The organism is Stenotrophomonas bentonitica, assembly GCF_002887735.1.
GTDB lineage: Bacteria > Pseudomonadota > Gammaproteobacteria > Xanthomonadales > Xanthomonadaceae > Stenotrophomonas > Stenotrophomonas bentonitica_A.
The window spans coordinates 840,812-858,197 of sequence record NZ_PKQP01000001.1 but is presented as its reverse complement, the minus strand read 5'-3'; the positions used below and the strand labels follow the sequence as shown (position 1 = coordinate 858,197).

19 protein-coding genes and 1 other RNA gene are annotated in these 17,386 nt (G+C 67.8%); 6 read left to right on the top strand and 14 right to left on the bottom strand.

All coding sequences use genetic code 11. The features are described from left to right. Positions 1–42: 42 nt before the first annotated feature. The 7 genes from C0R07_RS03765 to C0R07_RS03735 all read right to left on the bottom strand — a co-directional run bounded on the left by C0R07_RS03765 (position 43) and on the right by C0R07_RS03735 (position 3,219). Complete coding sequence (locus C0R07_RS03765; RefSeq protein ID WP_019183852.1) at positions 43–495, bottom strand: DUF192 domain-containing protein; 453 nt, start codon at positions 493–495, stop codon at positions 43–45. A gap of 47 nt (positions 496–542) precedes the next feature. After that, on the bottom strand, positions 543–1,190 hold the full coding sequence (gene rpiA / locus C0R07_RS03760; RefSeq protein WP_070425838.1) for a ribose-5-phosphate isomerase RpiA: 648 nt from the start codon (positions 1,188–1,190) through the stop codon (positions 543–545). A gap of 27 nt (positions 1,191–1,217) precedes the next feature. Then, entirely contained in the window at positions 1,218–1,694 is a 477-nt protein-coding gene (locus C0R07_RS03755; protein WP_070425837.1) for an EVE domain-containing protein, read from the bottom strand. Between the two features lie 13 nt (positions 1,695–1,707). Further along, complete coding sequence (locus C0R07_RS03750) at positions 1,708–2,307, bottom strand: 5-formyltetrahydrofolate cyclo-ligase (protein WP_070473548.1); 600 nt, start codon at positions 2,305–2,307, stop codon at positions 1,708–1,710. Positions 2,308–2,386: 79 nt separating this feature from the next. Continuing rightward, a non-coding RNA gene (gene ssrS, locus C0R07_RS03745) (6S RNA) lies at positions 2,387–2,571 on the bottom strand. A 130-nt stretch (positions 2,572–2,701) separates the two neighbouring features. Beyond that, positions 2,702–3,001 carry a cell division protein ZapA gene (locus C0R07_RS03740; RefSeq protein WP_019183856.1) on the bottom strand — a complete coding sequence of 100 codons (300 nt, stop codon included), beginning with the start codon at positions 2,999–3,001 and terminating at the stop codon, positions 2,702–2,704. Then, positions 2,998–3,219: a TIGR02449 family protein gene (locus tag C0R07_RS03735; protein ID WP_019183857.1), complete on the bottom strand. Its 222-nt coding sequence runs from the start codon at positions 3,217–3,219 to the stop codon at positions 2,998–3,000. Before C0R07_RS03735 ends, C0R07_RS03740 begins: the two co-directional genes overlap by 4 nt. Before the next feature lie 165 nt (positions 3,220–3,384). Between C0R07_RS03735 and C0R07_RS03730 the strand changes: the two genes are divergently transcribed. Together C0R07_RS03730 and C0R07_RS03725 are read left to right on the top strand one after the other, a co-directional pair. Then, a complete protein-coding gene (locus C0R07_RS03730; RefSeq protein ID WP_102788195.1) occupies positions 3,385–3,933 on the top strand; it encodes a UPF0149 family protein in 549 nt (182 codons plus the stop codon). 7 nt (positions 3,934–3,940) lie between these two features. Beyond that, on the top strand, positions 3,941–5,266 hold the full coding sequence (locus C0R07_RS03725; RefSeq protein WP_070473681.1) for an aminopeptidase P N-terminal domain-containing protein: 1,326 nt from the start codon (positions 3,941–3,943) through the stop codon (positions 5,264–5,266). A 172-nt stretch (positions 5,267–5,438) separates the two neighbouring features. On the opposite strand, the gene pepQ is transcribed toward C0R07_RS03725, so the two are convergent. The 7 genes from pepQ to rph form a co-directional block, all read right to left on the bottom strand. After that, the gene (gene pepQ, locus C0R07_RS03720; RefSeq protein WP_070472637.1) at positions 5,439–6,767 is read right to left on the bottom strand and encodes a Xaa-Pro dipeptidase; all 1,329 of its coding nucleotides are present in this window, start codon (positions 6,765–6,767) and stop codon (positions 5,439–5,441) included. A gap of 82 nt (positions 6,768–6,849) precedes the next feature. Further along, entirely contained in the window at positions 6,850–7,200 is a 351-nt protein-coding gene (locus C0R07_RS03715) for a PilZ domain-containing protein (RefSeq protein ID WP_019183861.1), read from the bottom strand. Continuing rightward, on the bottom strand, positions 7,197–9,668 hold the full coding sequence (locus tag C0R07_RS03710) for a DUF1631 domain-containing protein (protein ID WP_102788194.1): 2,472 nt from the start codon (positions 9,666–9,668) through the stop codon (positions 7,197–7,199). Before C0R07_RS03710 ends, C0R07_RS03715 begins: the two co-directional genes overlap by 4 nt. Positions 9,669–9,792: 124 nt before the next feature. Next, complete coding sequence (hemW, locus tag C0R07_RS03705) at positions 9,793–11,010, bottom strand: radical SAM family heme chaperone HemW (protein WP_254427766.1); 1,218 nt, start codon at positions 11,008–11,010, stop codon at positions 9,793–9,795. Further along, positions 11,010–11,603, bottom strand: coding sequence for an RdgB/HAM1 family non-canonical purine NTP pyrophosphatase (gene rdgB, locus C0R07_RS03700; RefSeq protein ID WP_167390315.1), 594 nt, complete (start codon positions 11,601–11,603; stop codon positions 11,010–11,012). Before rdgB ends, hemW begins: the two co-directional genes overlap by 1 nt. Then, positions 11,600–11,989, bottom strand: a complete 390-nt coding sequence (locus C0R07_RS03695; protein WP_019183865.1) for a VOC family protein — start codon at positions 11,987–11,989, stop codon at positions 11,600–11,602. Before C0R07_RS03695 ends, rdgB begins: the two co-directional genes overlap by 4 nt. After that, the gene (gene rph / locus C0R07_RS03690; protein WP_046274014.1) at positions 11,986–12,714 is read right to left on the bottom strand and encodes a ribonuclease PH; all 729 of its coding nucleotides are present in this window, start codon (positions 12,712–12,714) and stop codon (positions 11,986–11,988) included. The genes C0R07_RS03695 and rph overlap by 4 nt, the downstream gene beginning before the upstream one ends. 120 nt (positions 12,715–12,834) lie before the next feature. Between rph and C0R07_RS03685 the strand changes: the two genes are divergently transcribed. The 4 genes from C0R07_RS03685 to C0R07_RS03670 all read left to right on the top strand — a co-directional run bounded on the left by C0R07_RS03685 (position 12,835) and on the right by C0R07_RS03670 (position 17,086). Further along, the gene (locus C0R07_RS03685; protein ID WP_019183867.1) at positions 12,835–13,695 is read left to right on the top strand and encodes a YicC/YloC family endoribonuclease; all 861 of its coding nucleotides are present in this window, start codon (positions 12,835–12,837) and stop codon (positions 13,693–13,695) included. Continuing rightward, positions 13,692–14,357: a guanylate kinase gene (gene gmk, locus C0R07_RS03680; RefSeq protein WP_046274013.1), complete on the top strand. Its 666-nt coding sequence runs from the start codon at positions 13,692–13,694 to the stop codon at positions 14,355–14,357. The genes C0R07_RS03685 and gmk overlap by 4 nt, the downstream gene beginning before the upstream one ends. 112 nt (positions 14,358–14,469) lie before the next feature. Further along, positions 14,470–14,769, top strand: coding sequence for a DNA-directed RNA polymerase subunit omega (gene rpoZ / locus C0R07_RS03675; protein WP_005410877.1), 300 nt, complete (start codon positions 14,470–14,472; stop codon positions 14,767–14,769). Positions 14,770–14,926: 157 nt separating this feature from the next. Then, a complete protein-coding gene (locus C0R07_RS03670; RefSeq protein WP_019183869.1) occupies positions 14,927–17,086 on the top strand; it encodes a RelA/SpoT family protein in 2,160 nt (719 codons plus the stop codon). Positions 17,087–17,386 lie beyond the last annotated feature (300 nt).

The following is a 17,386-nucleotide window of genomic DNA, read 5'->3' as shown; positions in this document are numbered from 1 at the left end:
CGCGCCGCGATTCAAGGGCGCGGCGCGTTTATCGGGTCCCTTTTATTTACCGTCGGCGATGCCGGGGCCGAACTTCAGTTCGGTACCGTCCTTGAGCGCCATCTTTTCGGCCTGACCGGCATTGAGTTCCAGCACGTAACGGGCCGGCTCGCTGCTGGGGTAGGGCGGGCAACGGTCACCGGCCGAGCACGGCGGCACGTCACGCTGCTGGCTGACCAGGCGGCGCTGTGCATCGAAGTACAGGATGTCCAGGGCGATCTTGGTGTTCTTCATCCAGTACGCCTGCAGCTCTTCGCGTTCATGGATGAACAGCATGCCGTGGTCCTCCGGCATCTGGTCGCGGAACATCAGCCCGCGGGCGCGGGTGTCGTCATTGGTGGCCAGTTCAACGTGGTAGCGGTTGCCGTCCAGCTCCACCCAGTGACGGGCGTTGGTGCTGGCACAGCCGGCCAGGGTGAGCAGCAGAAGCAGGGGCAGCAGGCGCGACAGGGACATGGGATTGCCTCGTTGGGGGCAGCCGGCGCGGGCGCCGGCCACGGGGGTCAGATCACGACCGGCGGCTCGCCGCCGATGATCACCACATCGGCCGGGCGGCGCGCGAACAGGCCGACGCTGACCACGCCGGGCAGCTGGTTGAGCTCGCGCTCCAGCTTGACCGGATCGGTGATCTCCAGGTGGTGGATGTCCAGGATCACGTTGCCGTTGTCGGTGACCACGCCCTCACGCCAGGCCGGCTGGCCGCCGGTCATGTCCATGATGCGGCGGGCGACCAGGCTGCGTGCCATCGGGATCACTTCCACCGGCAGCGGGAACCTGCCCAGCACCTTGACCTGCTTGCTCGGGTCGATGATGCACACGAAGCGCTCGCTGGCCTCGGCGATGATCTTCTCACGCGTCAGCGCGGCGCCGCCGCCCTTGATCAGGTTCTTGTTGCCATCGCATTCGTCGGCACCATCCACATACAGCGAGAGGTTGCCGGTGTGGTTGAGCTCGAGCACCTCGATGCCGTGCTGCTTCAGGCGCGCGGTGCTCTGGTCCGAGCTGGAGACAGCGCCCTTGATGCGGTGCTGGATCCTGGCCAGGGCGTCGATGAAGTAGGCAACGGTGGAGCCGGTGCCGACGCCGACGATCATGCCGTCTTCGACGTATTCGATGGCTTTTTCAGCGGCGAGGCGTTTGGCTTCGGACATGGCGGGCAACTCTTGGAGGAAAGGGAATCAGTGCTTTTCCAGCGACAGCAGCAGCTTCCACTGCGCGGCGGTCACCGGGAGGATGGAGAGGCGGTTGCCGCGCGCGGTCAGCGGGAAACCTTCGCCCAGCGCATCGGCGTGCAGCTTGATCTCGTCCAGCGAAATGGTGTCGCGCAGCTTGCGCTCGAACGCCACGTCCACCAGCATCCAGCGCGGTTCTTCGCGGGTCGCCTTGGGGTCGTAGTAATCGGACCTGGGGTCGAACTGGGTGTCGTCCGGGTAGGCCTCGCTGGCTACCGTGGCCAGCCCGACAATGCCCGGCACCTTGGTGTTGGAGTGGTAGAACATCACCCCGTCGCCGACCTTCATGCCATCGCGCATGAAATTGCGCGCCTGGTAGTTGCGGACGCCGTTCCAGGGCTCGCGGCCCACGCGCTGCAGATCATCGATGGAAAAGGCGTCCGGTTCGGACTTCATCAGCCAGTAGCGCTTGCGTGCGGTCATGCGGAGTCTTTGATTACGGTAGGTGCCGACCGTTGGTCGGTACGCAGACAAGGGTGGAGACGTCGGTGCAGATCGCATCCACCGCGACGTCCCACGGTTGCACCGGCAGGTCATCGACCTGCTGGACCGAGAAGCCGACCCCGACCAGCCACGGTGGCGCCGGGCGCTGGTGGCGGAATGCGAAGCTGCGATCATACCAGCCGCCTCCCATCCCCAGCCGGCGGCCCTGCGCGTCGAAACCGACCAGCGGCGCGACGACCAGCGCCATCTGTTCCGGCGCGAGCGTGTCGTCCAGCGACAGGTCGGGTTCGGGAATGCCGAAGCGGTTGGCGGTCAGCGCCTGCCCCGGGCGCCATGGCGCGAAGCGCAGCGTCTGCTCGTGCAGCACCGGCAGGCAGTAGGTCAGGCCGGCGGGCAACTGCATCTGCCAGCGGTGCAGTGCGATCTCGCCATCCATCGCCCAGTACCCGGCAACATGCCCCTGGGCAGGCGCAAACGGCAGGGCGAGCAGGGCATCGGCCAATTGTTCGGCGGCGGCCAGGCGCACGGCGGCGGGGAGATCGCGGCGGCGTTGGCGCAGCTGCAGGCGCAGTGCGGAGCGCGGGTCGGTCATGCCTGGGTCCGGAGCGTGCGGAGGAAGCGGATAAAACAAGAGCGACGTCCCAGGGGAACGCCGCTCTTGCTGGAATATTGCATTCTCCGCCGTGACGATGCATGCGAAACGACCTTGAACCCGGGGTTCAAGTGGGTACGCTGGGGTTCCATCGGGCTTCCCGCTACAAGGCGGACTTGCACTCCCGGCGCCGTCGCGCACCCGTGGTCGTAATTAAGGGACAAGGCGAATGTTTGCACACGCCGTCGTTCACAGCAGAGAACGCGACGAGGATTATAGCCTTCTTGGGCAATTCGACCAGTCCGTTCGTCGGTCGAATTGCACATCAATTCAGATCGATGAAGGCCACGCGATGTACGTGTGCAATCGAATGGCGTGGAACCACGCCCGTGGATCACCCGGCGCTGTCGAACGCCCGGTCCAGGCGGCGGTTGAGATCGCTCAGCGTCTGCTGCAGCGCGATCGCCTGGCGGGCGTGCTCATCGCGCAGCTGCTGCAGCTCATGGGCCAGGTTCAGCGCGGCCAGCACCGCGACGCGGTCCACCGCGGCCATCCGGTTGCTGCCCCGGATCTCGCGCATCTTGGCGTCCAGCAGCCGGGCGGCGGCGGTCAGGCTCTCCCGTTCCTCCGCGCCCACGCCGACCGTGTATTCACGGTCCAGGATGCGGACACTGACCGGTTCGGTCTGGCTCATGTGTGCTGCTCCAGGGATTTGAGGCGGGTGATCATCGCTTCGACCCGGGAGCGGGCCTGCTCGTTCTTGGCCAGCAGCTGGGAGCGCTCGGCCACCAGTTGTTCCTGCTGATGGCGCAGGCTGCGGTTCTCGTCGGCCAGGCGCTGGTTGCGCTCAAGCAACGCCTCCACGCGGGCAGCGAAGGCCTGCAACTGGGCGATGGCGTCGGCGGGTTCCATGACCGGCACGATAGGCAAGGGCGGACGGGGCGGTCAAGCGAATAATGACGGGGCCTGGGGGCGGTCGCCCCCGGGGTGCCGGGGCCGGCCGCGGGGACGGCCATCGCAACCCGGCGGACACGGGTGGATTGGTACACTGTGGCGCTCACAAACCGTAGCCCCAAGATGACCGAACTCCCGAGTGTCGACGACGTAAACCAGGCCAGCCGGGCCCTGGGCCTGGGCGCCAGCGCCGCTGAACTGCACGGTGGCCTGTGCGGCTGGCTGTCTGCCGGCGGTGCGCCGGTGCGTGAATGGCCTGCCCGCGTGCTGGCCGATGACAACCTGCCGACCCCGGCCGAGGGCGATGCGTTGGCACGCCTGCTCGATGCCAGCGTGGCGCAGCTGGAAGACCGCGATTTCGCGTTCGAACTGCTGCTCAGCGATGCCAGCGACACCGCCACCCAGGCCGATGCCCTGTTCACCTGGGCGCGTGCGTTCCTGGGCGGTTTCGGGCTGGGCTCGGGGCAGAACCGCCCGGCCTTGTCCGAAGAGGGTGACGAGGCGCTGACCGATCTGGCCAAACTGGCGCAGGCCTCCAGTGAAGACTTCGAAAGCGGCAACGACGATGACGAAGACGCGCTGGCCGAGATCGAGGAGTTCATCCGCGTGGCGGTGCTGCTCCTGCACGGCGACTGCGTCATGGCGGCGCGCCATCGGCAGCGCCTGAACTGAGATGGATATCCGGCAGCTGACCGGCATCTCCGCCGCCGAATACACGCGTCGCCGCCAGCAGTTGATGGAGATGGCCGGCGACGACGCGATCCTGGTGCTGCCGGCCGCCGCCGAGCGGGTGCGCAGCCTGGATACGCATTACCCGTTCCGGCAGGACTCCGATTTCTGGTACCTGAGCGGCTTCCCGGAGCCGGAGGCCGTGCTGGTGCTGATCCCGGGCCGTCGCCATGGCGAGGTGATCCTGTTCTGCCGCGAGCGCGACGCCGACCGTGAAGCCTGGGATGGCGCGCGCGCCGGCCAGGAAGGGGCGGTCTCGCAGTACGGCATGGACGATGCGTACCCGATCGACGATCTGGACGACATCCTGCCCGGCCTGCTGGAAGGGCGCTCGCGGGTGTACTACCACTTCGGCCGCGATGCCGAGTTCGATCTCAAGCTGATCGGCTGGGTCAACCGCGTGCGTTCGCAGGTGCGGCATGGCGCGCAGCCGCCGCATGAATTCCTGGAACTGGGCCACCTGCTGCACGAACAGCGGCTGTTCAAATCCACGGCGGAAATCGCCGTGATGCAGCGCGCTGCCGATATCAGCGTGCAGGCGCATCGCGCCGCGATGCACGCGGCGCGGCCGGGCATCCACGAGTACGAGCTGCAGGCCGACCTGGAGCGGGTGTTCCGTGCCAATGACGCGTGTGCGGCGTACAGCAGCATCGTCGGGACCGGTGCCAACGGCTGCATCCTGCATTACCGCGACAACAACGCGCGCTCGCAGGACGGCGAGCTGGTCCTGATCGATGCCGGTGCCGAGTACCGCGGGTACGCCAGCGACATCACCCGTACCTTCCCGGTCAACGGCCGCTTCAGTGCCGAGCAGCGCGCGCTGCATGACCTGGTCGGCGCCGCGCAGGCCGCGGCACTGGCGCAGGCGCGCCCGGGCAATGCCTATGAGGCCGGTCATCTGGCTGCGGTGGAAACCCTGACCGAGGGGCTGCTGCGGCTGGGCCTGCTCAAGGGCACGCTGGAAGAAAACATCGCCGAAGCGCATTACCAGCGTTTCTATCGGCACAAGACCGGGCACTGGCTCGGCCTGGATGTGCACGACGTCGGCGATTACCGGTTGGCGGGCGATTCGCGGATGTTGGAGCCGGGCATGGTGTTCACCATCGAGCCGGGGCTGTATGTCTCACCGGACGACCGCAGCGTGGAAGCGCGCTGGCGCGGTATCGGCATTCGTACCGAAGATGATGTGCTGATCACCGAGGACGGCCATCAGGTGCTCACCGCTGCGTTGGCGCGCAGTGCCGATGAGATTGAAGACGAGATGGCCAAGCGCTGATCCGCTTCAGGGTGCAGCCACCGCATGGGTGGCTGCGCGGTGCAGCCACCCGGTAGTGCCGGCCGCTGGCCGGCTCCTCATGAAATCCCGGCATCCTGGGGAGCCGGCCAGCGGCCGGCACTACCGCGATGTCGCGCAGGTGCCGACCGTGGGTCGGCACCTGCATGTCCGCTCAGCTGGCGGACGCGAACACCGGGCGGGTCAGGTTGTCGGCATCGCCTTCGGTGCACAGCACTTCATCCTCGATGCGCACGCCGCCATACGGGCGGAAGAAGTCCACGCGGTCCCAGTTGATGCTGGCCCCGTGGCCGGCCTGCTTCACTTCGTCCAGCAGCATGTCGATGAAGTACACGCCCGGTTCGATGGTGACCACCATGCCCGGCTCCAGCACGCGGGTCATGCGCAGGTACGGGTGACCCTGCGGGCGCTCGATGCGGCCACCGCGGTCGCTGGCCGCGAAACCCGCCACGTCGTGCACCTGCAGGCCGATCAGATGGCCCAGGCCGTGCGGGAAGAAGGCCGCGCTCACGCCGGTGGCCAACGCTGCTTCCGGCGAGACGTTGAGTACACCGAAGTCCTTGAGGATGCCCATCAGCGACAGGTGCGCATCGATGTGCAGCTGCTTGTAATCCACCCCGGCGCGTACGCCCGCGCCCATCGTCTGCTGGGCCGCGTCCACCGCGTCGATGAGGGCCTGGAATTCGTCGTGGCCGCCGGCCGCATAGGTGCGGGTGATGTCACTGGCGTACCCGTAGGCACTGGCGCCGGCGTCGATCAGGAAGCTGCGCAGCGGGGTCGGCGCGCTGCGGCCCAGGTCGGTGTAGTGCAGCACTGCGGCATGCTCGTTGAGACCGATGATGTTGCCGTACGGCAGCTCATTGGCGTCCTGGCCGACCGCCCGGCAGTAGGCCATGTGGATCTCGAATTCGCTGGCGCCGGCGCGGAAGGCCGCCTCGGCGGCACGGTGACCGCGCACGCCCAGTCGCTGCGCTTGGCGCATCAAGGCGATTTCATAGGGGGTCTTGTAGCCGCGCTGCCAGTCCAGGTAATCGATGACCGGCGCCGGGTTGTTCGGCACGAACGCGCCCAGCGCGCTCTGCGGCTCGCCGAGAATCGCGCAGCGGGCCGCGTCCTTGGGCAGCAGTGCCAGCGCATCGTCGGGTTTGCGGATGATCTCGATATCGACATGCTCGACCCACCAGCCGTTCGGCGCATCCGGCACTACGTGCCAGTAGTCGAACGGCTGGTAGAAGATCACTTTCGGTCGTTGGCCCGGGGTGTACACCAGCCAGCTGTTGGGCAGCTTGGTCAGCGGCAGCCACGCCTTGAAGTTCGGATTCACCGCGTACGGGTAGTCGCGATCATCGAAGGCCTGGTAATGCTGGGTGCCGCTGGGAATCACCAGATGATCGAAGCCGCCACGCGCGAGCGCTTCGTCGGCGCGCTGGCGCATGACGCTGGCGTGGTGGGAATACAGGGCGCCGAGGTCTGGCTGGTTCATGGCATGAAGCTCGCTGGCAGTGCGGAATGCAGCCTTGGATTCTGCCGCAATCCGCCCGCGGGCGCTGTGCCGGAACCGGCGCTCAGACTGCCGAAGTTTCCTCGGCGATCCAGTGGCGCAGCTGTTCGCGTGCGTCGCGTGCCAAGGTCAGGAAGCGGAAACCCACCCAGGCCTGGCCCGGCGCATGGGTCTGCTCGCTCCAGAGCAGGTGCACGCCCACGTCGATCCGCAGTGGCTCTCCCTGCGGGCCGGGAATGGCGAAGTGCAGCTGGTACAGCGCGTCTTCGTGCATCGGTACCGAGGCCAGCATCAACATCCCGGTTTCGGAGACATTGCCGAGCCGGCCGATCACGGTCTCGGCCATCAGGTCGGTGACGGGCACCAGCTCGGTCACCTGGCGGCGCGGTGCACGGCGGGTATCGGGCGTGGTCATCCAGCGTTCTCCACGGGGCTGCCGGCGAGCGAGCGCAATGTGCGCAGGGTGGCCTGCCAGGCGCGGTCGATCAGCCGGCCCTTGTCTTCGGTGACGATCCGCACCTGGCCGTGCGCCATCAGCCGGGCCAGTGCGTCCAGCGAATGCTCGCCAACCTTCTGCCCGCGCTGATTGACGAACAGGGCGTTGTCGGTGATCAGGCTGTACCACGAGAGCCGCTGGCGGCGGACGTCGCCCTGCTGGTTGGTGGTGAACTCGAACCAGGTACCGAACGGCAGTGTGCGCAACTGGCGGTAACAGTCATCTTCCGCGGTGCTGCGCGCGAGCGGGGCGACCTTGCGCGGGTCGCTGGCGTCGGCCTGTTCGCCCAGCCGGGTGCGCGCGCGCAGGCGCGCGGTGAGTTCGGTGCGCGAGCTGCTGTCGTCCTCGCCGCCCGGCGTGGACAGGCGACGCGCGATCGCGGCCGCTTCATCCTGGTGATAGCCGACCTGCAGCAGGGCGGCCTCGACCTGGTTGCCCAGCGCGTCATCGCGCGCGCCTGCGCCCGGGGCCAGGCAGGTGACCTCGGCGATCCGGGTGGTTTCCTGCTGGCGCTGCTGCCACTGCGGCGAGGTTTCGCCGTTGCGCAGCAGGGTCAAGGTCAGCACATCCGACCACGCCTGCTTGAGCAGCGCCTGCACGAAGCGCGGGGGCGCGGCCTGCGTGCACAGCTGCTCGATGCTGGCACTGGCCTGCTGTTTGGCCGCCTCCAACCGTTCCTTGCCGCGGGCGGCTTCGACATGACGACGCTCGGCCAGCTCGGCCTTGTGGGCCAGCGCGCGAAAGTGCTGCTGGATCTCTTCATTGGCGGTGTCGAACACCGCCACATCGCCGTCGTAGTCGTTCACTACCTGGTCGACCGCGTGGCCGAGCTTCTGCACCAGCAGCGGGTCCACGTCCTCCTCGCCCAGCCAGTTGGCACCGGCCTCGGCGACGGCGTTGAGCAGTTCCCGCGCCGGGTGCTGGTCGCGCACGAAGAAGGCCGGATCGGTCAGGGCCGCGCGGGCCACCGGTACCTGCAGGCGGGTCAGCAGGTCGGCGGCCACGGCCTCGGGCCGCACCTCGCGCTGGATCTGCCCGTACAGCATGTCGAGCAGGTCGAAGGTGTCGCTGTCCTTGACGGTCAGGGCCGCGTGCGCGCCATGGTCGGCGCGGACCTGGGCGAGCAGTGCGTTGTGGAGGTCGGCCATGCTGCGGCGGGCGCCGCCGGGGGGAATGGCCTGGCTCTGCAGGCGCGCCAGCGTGGCATGCACCGCTTCGGCGGGAACCGCCAATGCCGGTGGGGCGTCCGGGGCGAGAAACGCGTTGTCGGCGGCGGGCGTGGGCGCGCCGGTCGTCGCGGCGACAGCCTGTGCGGCCATGGCATCGCCGCCCGGCACGGTGCCGGCGGCGTGCGCCTGGCGGGCGGCACCGAGCATCTGGTGCAGGGCCGACATCGCCGGTGCACCGAGATCGGTTGCCGCAGGCGGGGCGCTGGTGGCTGGCGCCGATGCAGACGTGGCGGCTGCTGGACCTGGCGCTGCTGCGTCGCCGTTGGACATGCCATGGGCCGGCCCAGCGGCCGGCGGCACCATTGCCGCCTGGGTCATCGCGGCCCAGCCCGCGCTGGGGGCGCTGCCGTTCCAGGCGGTCAAGGGCCGCGCGGCGGCGCCGCCGCGCGCGCCGGGCAGGCCGCGCTCGGGCCCGGTGATGATCCGGCGGGTGGTGGCCGAGCGCGCCAGGTACGGGGTGTAGACCAGCCCGGGCAGCACGCCTTCGTGCGCGAGCAGGATGTTGGCGCGCTCCAGCAGTTCGCCCAGCCGCTCCAGCAGTTGGCGGTCGAACACGCGGTACAGCGCCAGCTGTGTTTCCAGCCCGAGCGCGAACTGCTCGCCCAGCTCGCGCACGATCCGGCACAAGGCCTGGGGGCCGAACGGCAGGTCATCGACATCGAAGGCCGGGCCGGCGGCAAGCACGCCGAAGCGCTGGCCCAGCAGCTGCAGGGCGGTGGCCGAGCGCTGGGCCTCGCGGCGGATGATGTCCACCAGCACGATGTCGCGGTCCACGTCGGTGTCGTTGACCAGGGTCAGCGCGGTCGCCGACACGGACACCTCGGTTGGCACGATGCGCTGGGTATGGCGCGGGCCGCGCAGGGTGGCCAGGCGGTCACCGAGGGCGTCCAGGAAGCGCGGGCCGAACTGCGCGTTGACCTCGTGCAGCTGGCGGGCCTGGGCGAAGATGTCGGCCTGGATCTGGCTGTTGCGCGCGCGCTCGGCGTCGCGGAACAGCTCGCGCTCCAGTTCCACGATGGTCAGTCTGAGCGGTGTGGTGAGGGTCTGTACCGCCAGCCCGTGCAACGCGGCCAGCAGGCGGCGCACGCGCGGTGGTGCGGCCACGTCCGCAAAGCGCGTCATGTCGGGCTGGGACGACGAAAGTGCGGGCGCAGACATCCGATGTGCTTCCAGCTCCCCTGAGAACACGGAATCTAACGGTTTCGCTGGATGCCTGCCATAACGGCCCGTCGGGAGGTCTGGCGCCGGCCAGCGGCCGGCACTACAGGGGGGCGTCGTGCCTTCAAGGCAGGAACAACTCGACGACATCGTTGGTGAAGCGCCGGCCCAGTTCGGTCGGGGTGGCGCGATCGCCGCTGACGGTCATCCAGCCGTTGGCCACGGCCACGCCCAGCGGCGCGGCGATCTGCGCGCGGCCCAGGCCGGTGCGCGATTCGAAATCCTTGAGCCCGAAACCCTCGTGCAGGCGCAGCAGGTTGAGCATGTACTCGAACGGCAGGCGTTCGGCGCTGATCACATCGTCCCCACCGATCGAGGCCAGGGTGCCGGCAGTGTCCATGAAGGTCTGCGGATGCTTGTGCTTCCATCGGCGCAGCACGTGCTGTTCGGCACCGCTGCTGATCTTGCCGTGCGCACCGGCGCCGATGCCCAGGTAATCGCCGAAGCGCCAGTAATTGAGATTGTGCTGGCTCTGCCGGCCCGGCTTGGCGTAGGCGCTGACTTCGTACTGTGCGTAGCCGGCCTCGGCCAGCAGGCGCTGGCAGTGCTCCTGGATGTCCCACGCCGAATCCTCGTCGGGGATGCCCTGCGGCGGCCGCGCGAAGAACACGGTGTTCGGTTCCAGCGTGAGCTGGTAGTGCGACAGGTGCGTGGGCTGCAGCGCGAAGGCCCGTTTCAGATCATGCTCGGCCTGGGCCAGCGTCTGCTGCGGCAGCGCGTACATCAGGTCGATGTTGAAGTTGTCGTAGCCGGCGTCCTGCGCCAGTTTCACTGCGCGCTCGGCCTCGCCACTGTCGTGGATGCGGCCCAGGCGCTTGAGCGCCTCGTCGTTGAACGTCTGGATCCCGAAGCTGATCCGGTTCACCCCGGCGGCGCGGTAACGATCGAAACGGCCATGCTCGGCGGTGCCCGGGTTGGTCTCCAGGGTCACTTCCAGGTTCGGCGCGAAGCGCAGCCGGGCCGAGGCTGCCTGCAGGAAGCGGTCGATCGCTTCGGGCGGGAACAGGCTCGGCGTCCCGCCACCGAAGAACACGCTGCTCACCACGCGTCCCCAGACCAGCGGCAGATCCTGGTCCAGGTCGCGGATCAGTGCGTCGATGTAGGCATCGAACGGCAGTTCGCCCTTGGCCGCGTGCGAGTTGAAATCGCAGTACGGGCATTTGCGCACGCACCACGGCAGATGCACGTACAGCGCCAGCGGCGGCGTCACCAGCCGCGGGGCGGGGTCGTGATCGCCGGCGCAGGCTTCGCCGGGCAGGTGGGAGCAGTGGTCGTGTGACATCAGAGCAGGGCGGGCAGTTTCTGCTTGAGCAGCTGCAGTGCCTTGGCGCGGTGACTCATCGCGTTCTTCAGGTCCGGCGCCATTTCGGCCGCGGTCTGGGCCAGCACCGGGTCCAGGAACAGCGGGTTGTAGCCGAAGCCGTGGCTGCCACGCAGTTCGTCGAGGATCACGCCTTCCCAGCTGCCTTCGCAGATCAGCGGCTGCGGATCATCGGCATGGCGCAGCAGCACGATCACCGCGTAGAAGCGGGCCGTGCGGCGTTCGGCCGGCACCTCGCGCATCGCCTCGAGCAGTTTGGCGTTGTTGGCCGCATCGTTGGTCGGGCTGCCGGCATAGCGCGCGCTGTACAGGCCGGGCGCGCCGTCGAGTGCGTCCACGATCAGGCCGGAGTCATCGGCCAGCGCCGGCAGGCCGGTGCTCTGGCAGGCGTGGCGTGCCTTGATCAGCGCGTTCTCGACAAACGTCAGGCCGGTTTCCGGCACGTCGCTGACGCCCAGCGCGCCCTGTGCCACGATCTCCAGCGGCAGGCCGCCGAGCATGGCCTGCAGTTCCTTCAGTTTGCCGGCGTTGCCGCTGGCCAGTACCAGTTTCATTGCTTGGGCTCCAGCAGGTCCCACGTGTTGCCGTACAGATCGCGGAACACCGCGACCGTCGCGTAGACCTCTTCGCGTGGGGTTTCGAGGAAGACCACGCCACGCGCGGTCATTGCCGCGTGGTCGCGCCAGAAATCATCGGTGTTCAGGAAGAAACCGACCCGGCCACCGGTCTGGTTGCCGATCCGCGCGCGCTGTTCGTCGTTGCTGGCGCGTGCCAGCAGCAGGGCTGCCGCGTTGCCGTCGGCCGGACCGACCACCACCCAGCGCTTGTCGCCCTGGTCGATGTCCTGGAGCAGGCTGAAGCCCAGCGCGCCGGTGTACCAGGCGATCGCCTCGTCGTAGTCGGCCACCACCAGGGTGGTCAGGGCGATGCGACGGTTCATGCCTGGGCCAGGGCCGCCTGCTGGGCGGCGAACAGATCCTTGATGCCCTTTTCGGCCAGTGCCAGCAGCGCATCCAGTTCATCGCGGCGGAAGGCATGGCCTTCGGCGGTGCCCTGCAGTTCGATGAAGCCGCCGCCGTCGTTCATCACCACGTTCATGTCGGTATCGCAATCGCTGTCTTCGGCGTAGTCCAGGTCCAGCACCGGGGTGCCGCGGTACACGCCCACCGACACCGCCGCCACCGCGCCGAAGATCGGGTTGCGCTTGATGTCGCCGCGCTTGATCAGGAAGTTCACCGCATCCACCAGGGCCACGTAGGCACCGGTGATGGCCGCGGTGCGGGTGCCGCCATCGGCCTGCAGCACGTCGCAATCGAGCGTGATGGTGCGCTCGCCGAGCGCGCCGCGGTCGATGCAGGCACGCAGGGTACGGCCGATCAGGCGCTGGATCTCCAGCGTGCGGCCACCCTGCTTGCCGCGGGCGGCTTCGCGGTCGTTACGGGTGTGGGTCGAACGCGGCAGCATGCCGTACTCGGCGGTCACCCAGCCTTCGCCCTTGCCACGCAGGAAGCCCGGCACGCGGTTTTCAACGCTGGCCGTGCACAGTACGCGGGTCTGCCCGAAGCTCACCAGGACCGAGCCCTCGGCGTGACGGGTGAAGGCGCGCTCGATGCGCACTTCGCGCAGCTGGTCGGCCTGGCGGCCGCTGGGACGGGAATCAGTCATGCTCAAGTTCCGGTAAGACGGGGGATGCGGGGCCACGCCCGGGCCGGAGACCGGCGGGCGAGGAGGCTCTAAGGAGACCGCTAGGGTACCATTTGCACTTTGAGAGCACCGGAAACCCGCATGATTCGAAGCATGACCGCCTATGCCAACGGCGAGCGCGCCACCCGCTGGGGGACGCTGGCCTGTGAGCTGCGCTCGGTCAACCACCGGTTCCTGGAGGTCGGCGTGCGCCTGCCTGAAGAACTGCGTGCGTTGGAGCCGCAACTGCGCGAGCGCGTCGCTTCGCGCTGCAGCCGCGGCAAGATCGATCTGGTCATGCGCCTGCGTGCGCCGGACGTCACCGGTGCCCTGGTGGTCAACGATGCGCTGCTGGGCCAGCTCGGTGAGCTGGCCACCCGGTTGTCCTCCGGCTTCCCCAGCCTGCAGGTGAGCTTCACCGAACTGCTGCAGATGCCGGGCGTGATGCAGGGCGAGGCAGTGGATGCCGCCGCTCTGCATGCCGAGGCCCTGGCCCTGCTGGATACCGCGCTGGATGGCTTCGTGGCCGCGCGCGAGCGTGAAGGCGACAAGCTGGCCACCGCGATCCAGGAGCGCGTGGACAGCATCGAGCGCATCGCCGCGGAGGTCACCACCCTGATTCCGCTGATCCGTGAAGGCCAGCGCACCAAGCTGTCGGCCCGCCTGGCCGATCTGCCGCACCCGGTCGATCCCGGCCGTGCCGAGCAGGAGCTGGTGATGTGGCTGCAGAAGCTGGACGTGGATGAGGAACTGGACCGCCTGGGCAGCCACATCGCCGAGATCCGCCGGGTCTTCAAGCAGCGCGAGCCGGTCGGCCGCCGCCTGGATTTCCTGCTGCAGGAATTCAACCGCGAGGCCAACACGCTGGGCTCCAAATCGGTGGACAGCCGTACCTCCAATGCCGCCGTCGAGCTGAAGGTGCTCATCGACCAGATCCGCGAACAGGTGCAGAACATCGAATGAGCAGCCAGACCCCTCCGGCCGCCGAGCCCGCGCGCGGCACCCTGTACATCGTGGCCGCGCCCTCCGGGGCCGGCAAGAGCAGCATCGTCAACGCCACCCTGGCCCGTGACCCGCAGATCGCGCTGTCGATCTCGTTCACCTCGCGCGCTACCCGCCCGGGTGAGATCAACGGCGAGCACTACCACTTCGTCAGCGCCGCCGAGTTCGAAAAGATGATCGCCGCCGGTGACTTCTTCGAGCATGCCTGGGTGCATGGCGACTGGAAGGGCACCGCGCGGCAGTCGGTCGAGCCGCAGCTGGCGGCTGGCCAGGACGTGCTGCTGGAGATCGACTGGCAGGGCGCCCAGCAGGTCCGCCAGCTGGTGCCGGGCACGGTCACCGTGTTCATCCTGCCGCCCTCCAGGCAGGCGCTGCAGGACCGGATGCGCAAGCGCGGGCAGGACAGCGAGGCGGTGATCGCCCAGCGCCTAGCCGCCGCACGTGAAGAGATGCTGCACTTCAACGACTTCGATTACGTGATCGTCAACGAGGTCTTCGAGACCGCGGTGGACGAGCTGTGCGCGATCTTCACGGCCAGCCGCCTGCGCCGGGAGGCCCAGAAGGTCCGCCACGCGGGCCTCATCCAGGCCCTGCTGACCCAGGACCCGGCCACAACTGACTGATTCTCAACGGGGTGCTAGCCGGTTGGCTTGATTTTGTCCAGCCCTGGCCGGTACAATCCGTCCCCTTTCCCTCATTCGATTGAGCAGCCCTCACCGGCTGCCGGGAGCCCGCATGGCCCGCATCACCGTAGAAGATTGTCTGGAAGTCGTGAACAACCGTTTCGAACTGGTCATGATGGCGTCCAAGCGCGCCCGTCAGCTGGCCAATGGCGTCCAGGCCACCCTGGACAACAGCGAAACCGAAGACAAGCCGACCGTGCTGGCGCTGCGCGAAATTGCCGCCCGCAAGATCGACAACGCCCTGATCGACGAAGTCGAGAAGGCCGAGCGCGAGCGTGCCGAGCGTGAAGCACTGGAATGGGCCGCTGCCGAAGTCGTCGCCGACGAAGACATGTCCAAGAACGACGACTGATCGCCTCGCGCGTCCGTTGTTGTTGCTGCGAACAGCCCGCCGTTTGGCGGGCTGTTTCGTTTGGGCCGCCGGTGGATCCGGTGCAGGCGTGTTGTTGCAGGTGAAACTCCCTGTTCAGGGGTTTGCCGATATCACGCCGCTGGCATAGTCTTTGAGCATGAACCCAGGCCCCACTGCCAAGGTCGCCACGCCCGCCGGCGCGGCCGTACCCGATTATGTCCTCCAGCTTGAGCGCGCAGCGCACTATCTGCCGCCCGACCAACTGCCGCTGCTGCGCCGCGCCTGGGAAGTAGGCGCCGCCGCGCATGCCGGCCAGACCCGCAAGTCGGGCGAGCCCTACATCACCCATCCGGTCGCCGTGGCCCAGGTCCTGGCCGAGCTCGGCCTGGACGTGGAGGCGCTGATCGCGGCGATCCTGCACGACACCATCGAAGACACCCCGCTGACCCGCGAAGAGCTGGCCGCCGAGTTCGGCGAGGCAGTGGCCGAGCTGGTCGACGGTGTCACCAAGCTGGACAAGCTGAAGTTCCGCGACCGCCAGGAAGCGGCCGCCGAGAGCTTCCGCAAGATGCTGCTGGCGATGTCGCGCGACCTGCGCGTGATCATGATCAAACTCGCCGACCGCCTGCACAACATGCGTACCCTCGGCGCGCAGAGCCGCGAGGCGCGTGGCCGGATCGCGCGCGAGACGCTGGAAATCTACGCGCCCATCGCGCAGCGGCTGGGCATGAGCCTGGTCAAGAGCGAGCTGCAGAACCTGGGCTTCAAGGCGCTGTATCCGTGGCGCCACGCCATTCTGGAAAAGCACATCCGCAGCCAGCCGGTGGTCCGCCGCGAGGCGATGGCGCAGGTGGAGGTGCAGTTGAGCCAGCGCCTGGCCAAGGAAGGGCTGGAGCACCGCCTGGTCAGCCGCATCAAGACGCCGTGGAGCATCTACAACAAGATGCGCGACGAGAACAAATCCTTCGATCAGGTGATGGATGTGTTCGGGTTCCGGTTGGTGGTGCGCAACGTGCCCAACTGTTATCACGCGCTGGGCTCGGTGCATGCCACCTTCAAGCCGCTGGACGGTCGCTTCCGCGATTTCATCGCCATCCCCAAGGCCAACGGCTACCAGTCATTGCACACGGTGTTGTTCGGGCCATATGGTTCGCCGATCGAGGTGCAGATCCGCACCGAAGAGATGGACCTGATCGCCGAGCGCGGTGTGGCGGCGCACTGGACGTACAAGTTCGGTGGCGATTCGCCCAACAGCGCGCAGAGCCGTGCGCATGCCTGGATCGTGGAACTGATCGATTCCCAGCGCGCCGCCGGTTCGTCGCTGGAGTTCCTGGACAACGTCAAGGTGGACCTGTTCCCGGACGAGGTCTACCTGTTTACCCCGAAGGGCAAGATCCTGGCCCTGCCGCGCAACTCCACCGCGCTCGATTTCGCCTACGCGGTGCACACCGATGTGGGCAACATGGCCGTGGCCTCGCGCGTGGACAAGAAGCTGGTCCCGCTGCGCACCAAGCTGGTCAGTGGCCAGACGGTGGAAGTGATCACCGCGCGCTCGGCCACGCCCAAGCCGCAGTGGCTGGAATTCGTGGTCAGTTCCAAGGCGCGCACCGCCATCCGCCACCAGCTCAAACAGCTGGAGCACGAAGACGCGGTCCAGCTGGGCCACCGCATGCTCGACCGCGCGCTGGAGGCGATGGACAGCTCGCTGGAGCGCCTGCCGAAGGGGCGCCTGGATGCCTTCCTGGCCGAACACCGCTACCCCCGCCTGGAGGCCCTGCTGGCCGAAGTGGCGCTGGGCAACTGGATGCCCAACCAGGCCGCGCAGGCGCTGATGGCCTACGCCGAGCTGCGCGGTGGGGCGCATTCGAAGCATTCGCAGGAGAAGATCCTGATCAATGGCAGCGAGCGCGGCGTGGTCAGCTTCGCCAACTGCTGCCAGCCGATCCCGGGTGACGACATCATGGGCTACCACACCGCCGGCAAGGGCATCGTGGTGCACCGTCTGGATTGCCCGAACCTGGCCGAGCTGCGCAAGTCGCCCGAGCGCTGGGTGCCGATCGGGTGGGATACGACGGTGTCGGGTGATTACGACACGTCCTTGATCGTGGAAGTGGAGAACGGGACCGGCGTGCTGGCCCAGTTGGCGGCGGCGATCGCGCAGAGCCATTCGAACATCGAACGGGTCGATTACCTGGATCGCGATTTCAATGCGGCGGTGCTGGCGTTCAATATCCAGGTGCGTGATCGGAACCATCTGGCGGAAGTGATGCGGCGTCTGCGGCGGTTGTCGGTGGTGCAGTCGGTTCGCCGGCAATAAACCGCGTTCCGCGCGGCGATGATGGGCCCCGGCGCTCTTGGCGCACCACCGGAGTAGAGCCGACCGTTGGTCGGCTACCGTGCACCGCGCGGCGATGATCGGCTCCAATGCCTCATCGCCGGGCAATGGGCACACCCCCGGGGGTAGAGCCGACCGTTGGTCGGCTGCTCGCACACCGCGCGGCGATGATCGGCTCCAATGCCTCATCGCCGGGCAATGGGCACACCCCGGGGTAGAGCCGACCGTTGGTCGGCTGCTCACCCACCGCGCGGCGATGATCGATATGGTCGGCCAGCCGAC

What these genes read in the sequence shown, in the direction of transcription:
- C0R07_RS03750 (WP_070473548.1), bottom strand. Translation starts at nt 2,307, where the DNA reads ATGACCGACCCGCGCTCCGCACTGCGCCTGCAGCTGCGCCAACGCCGC.
- rph (WP_046274014.1), bottom strand. Translation starts at nt 12,714, where the DNA reads ATGACTGATTCCCGTCCCAGCGGCCGCCAGGCCGACCAGCTGCGCGAA.
- rpiA (WP_070425838.1), bottom strand. Translation starts at nt 1,190, where the DNA reads ATGTCCGAAGCCAAACGCCTCGCCGCTGAAAAAGCCATCGAATACGTC.
- C0R07_RS03755 (WP_070425837.1), bottom strand. Translation starts at nt 1,694, where the DNA reads ATGACCGCACGCAAGCGCTACTGGCTGATGAAGTCCGAACCGGACGCC.
- rdgB (WP_167390315.1), bottom strand. Translation starts at nt 11,603, where the DNA reads ATGAAACTGGTACTGGCCAGCGGCAACGCCGGCAAACTGAAGGAACTG.
- C0R07_RS03735 (WP_019183857.1), bottom strand. Translation starts at nt 3,219, where the DNA reads ATGGAACCCGCCGACGCCATCGCCCAGTTGCAGGCCTTCGCTGCCCGC.
- C0R07_RS03740 (WP_019183856.1), bottom strand. Translation starts at nt 3,001, where the DNA reads ATGAGCCAGACCGAACCGGTCAGTGTCCGCATCCTGGACCGTGAATAC.
- C0R07_RS03730 (WP_102788195.1), top strand. Translation starts at nt 3,385, where the DNA reads ATGACCGAACTCCCGAGTGTCGACGACGTAAACCAGGCCAGCCGGGCC.
- C0R07_RS03765 (WP_019183852.1), bottom strand. Translation starts at nt 495, where the DNA reads ATGTCCCTGTCGCGCCTGCTGCCCCTGCTTCTGCTGCTCACCCTGGCC.
- hemW (WP_254427766.1), bottom strand. Translation starts at nt 11,010, where the DNA reads ATGTCACACGACCACTGCTCCCACCTGCCCGGCGAAGCCTGCGCCGGC.
- C0R07_RS03715 (WP_019183861.1), bottom strand. Translation starts at nt 7,200, where the DNA reads ATGACCACGCCCGATACCCGCCGTGCACCGCGCCGCCAGGTGACCGAG.
- C0R07_RS03695 (WP_019183865.1), bottom strand. Translation starts at nt 11,989, where the DNA reads ATGAACCGTCGCATCGCCCTGACCACCCTGGTGGTGGCCGACTACGAC.
- pepQ (WP_070472637.1), bottom strand. Translation starts at nt 6,767, where the DNA reads ATGAACCAGCCAGACCTCGGCGCCCTGTATTCCCACCACGCCAGCGTC.
- C0R07_RS03670 (WP_019183869.1), top strand. Translation starts at nt 14,927, where the DNA reads ATGAACCCAGGCCCCACTGCCAAGGTCGCCACGCCCGCCGGCGCGGCC.
- C0R07_RS03685 (WP_019183867.1), top strand. Translation starts at nt 12,835, where the DNA reads ATGATTCGAAGCATGACCGCCTATGCCAACGGCGAGCGCGCCACCCGC.
- rpoZ (WP_005410877.1), top strand. Translation starts at nt 14,470, where the DNA reads ATGGCCCGCATCACCGTAGAAGATTGTCTGGAAGTCGTGAACAACCGT.
- gmk (WP_046274013.1), top strand. Translation starts at nt 13,692, where the DNA reads ATGAGCAGCCAGACCCCTCCGGCCGCCGAGCCCGCGCGCGGCACCCTG.
- C0R07_RS03710 (WP_102788194.1), bottom strand. Translation starts at nt 9,668, where the DNA reads ATGTCTGCGCCCGCACTTTCGTCGTCCCAGCCCGACATGACGCGCTTT.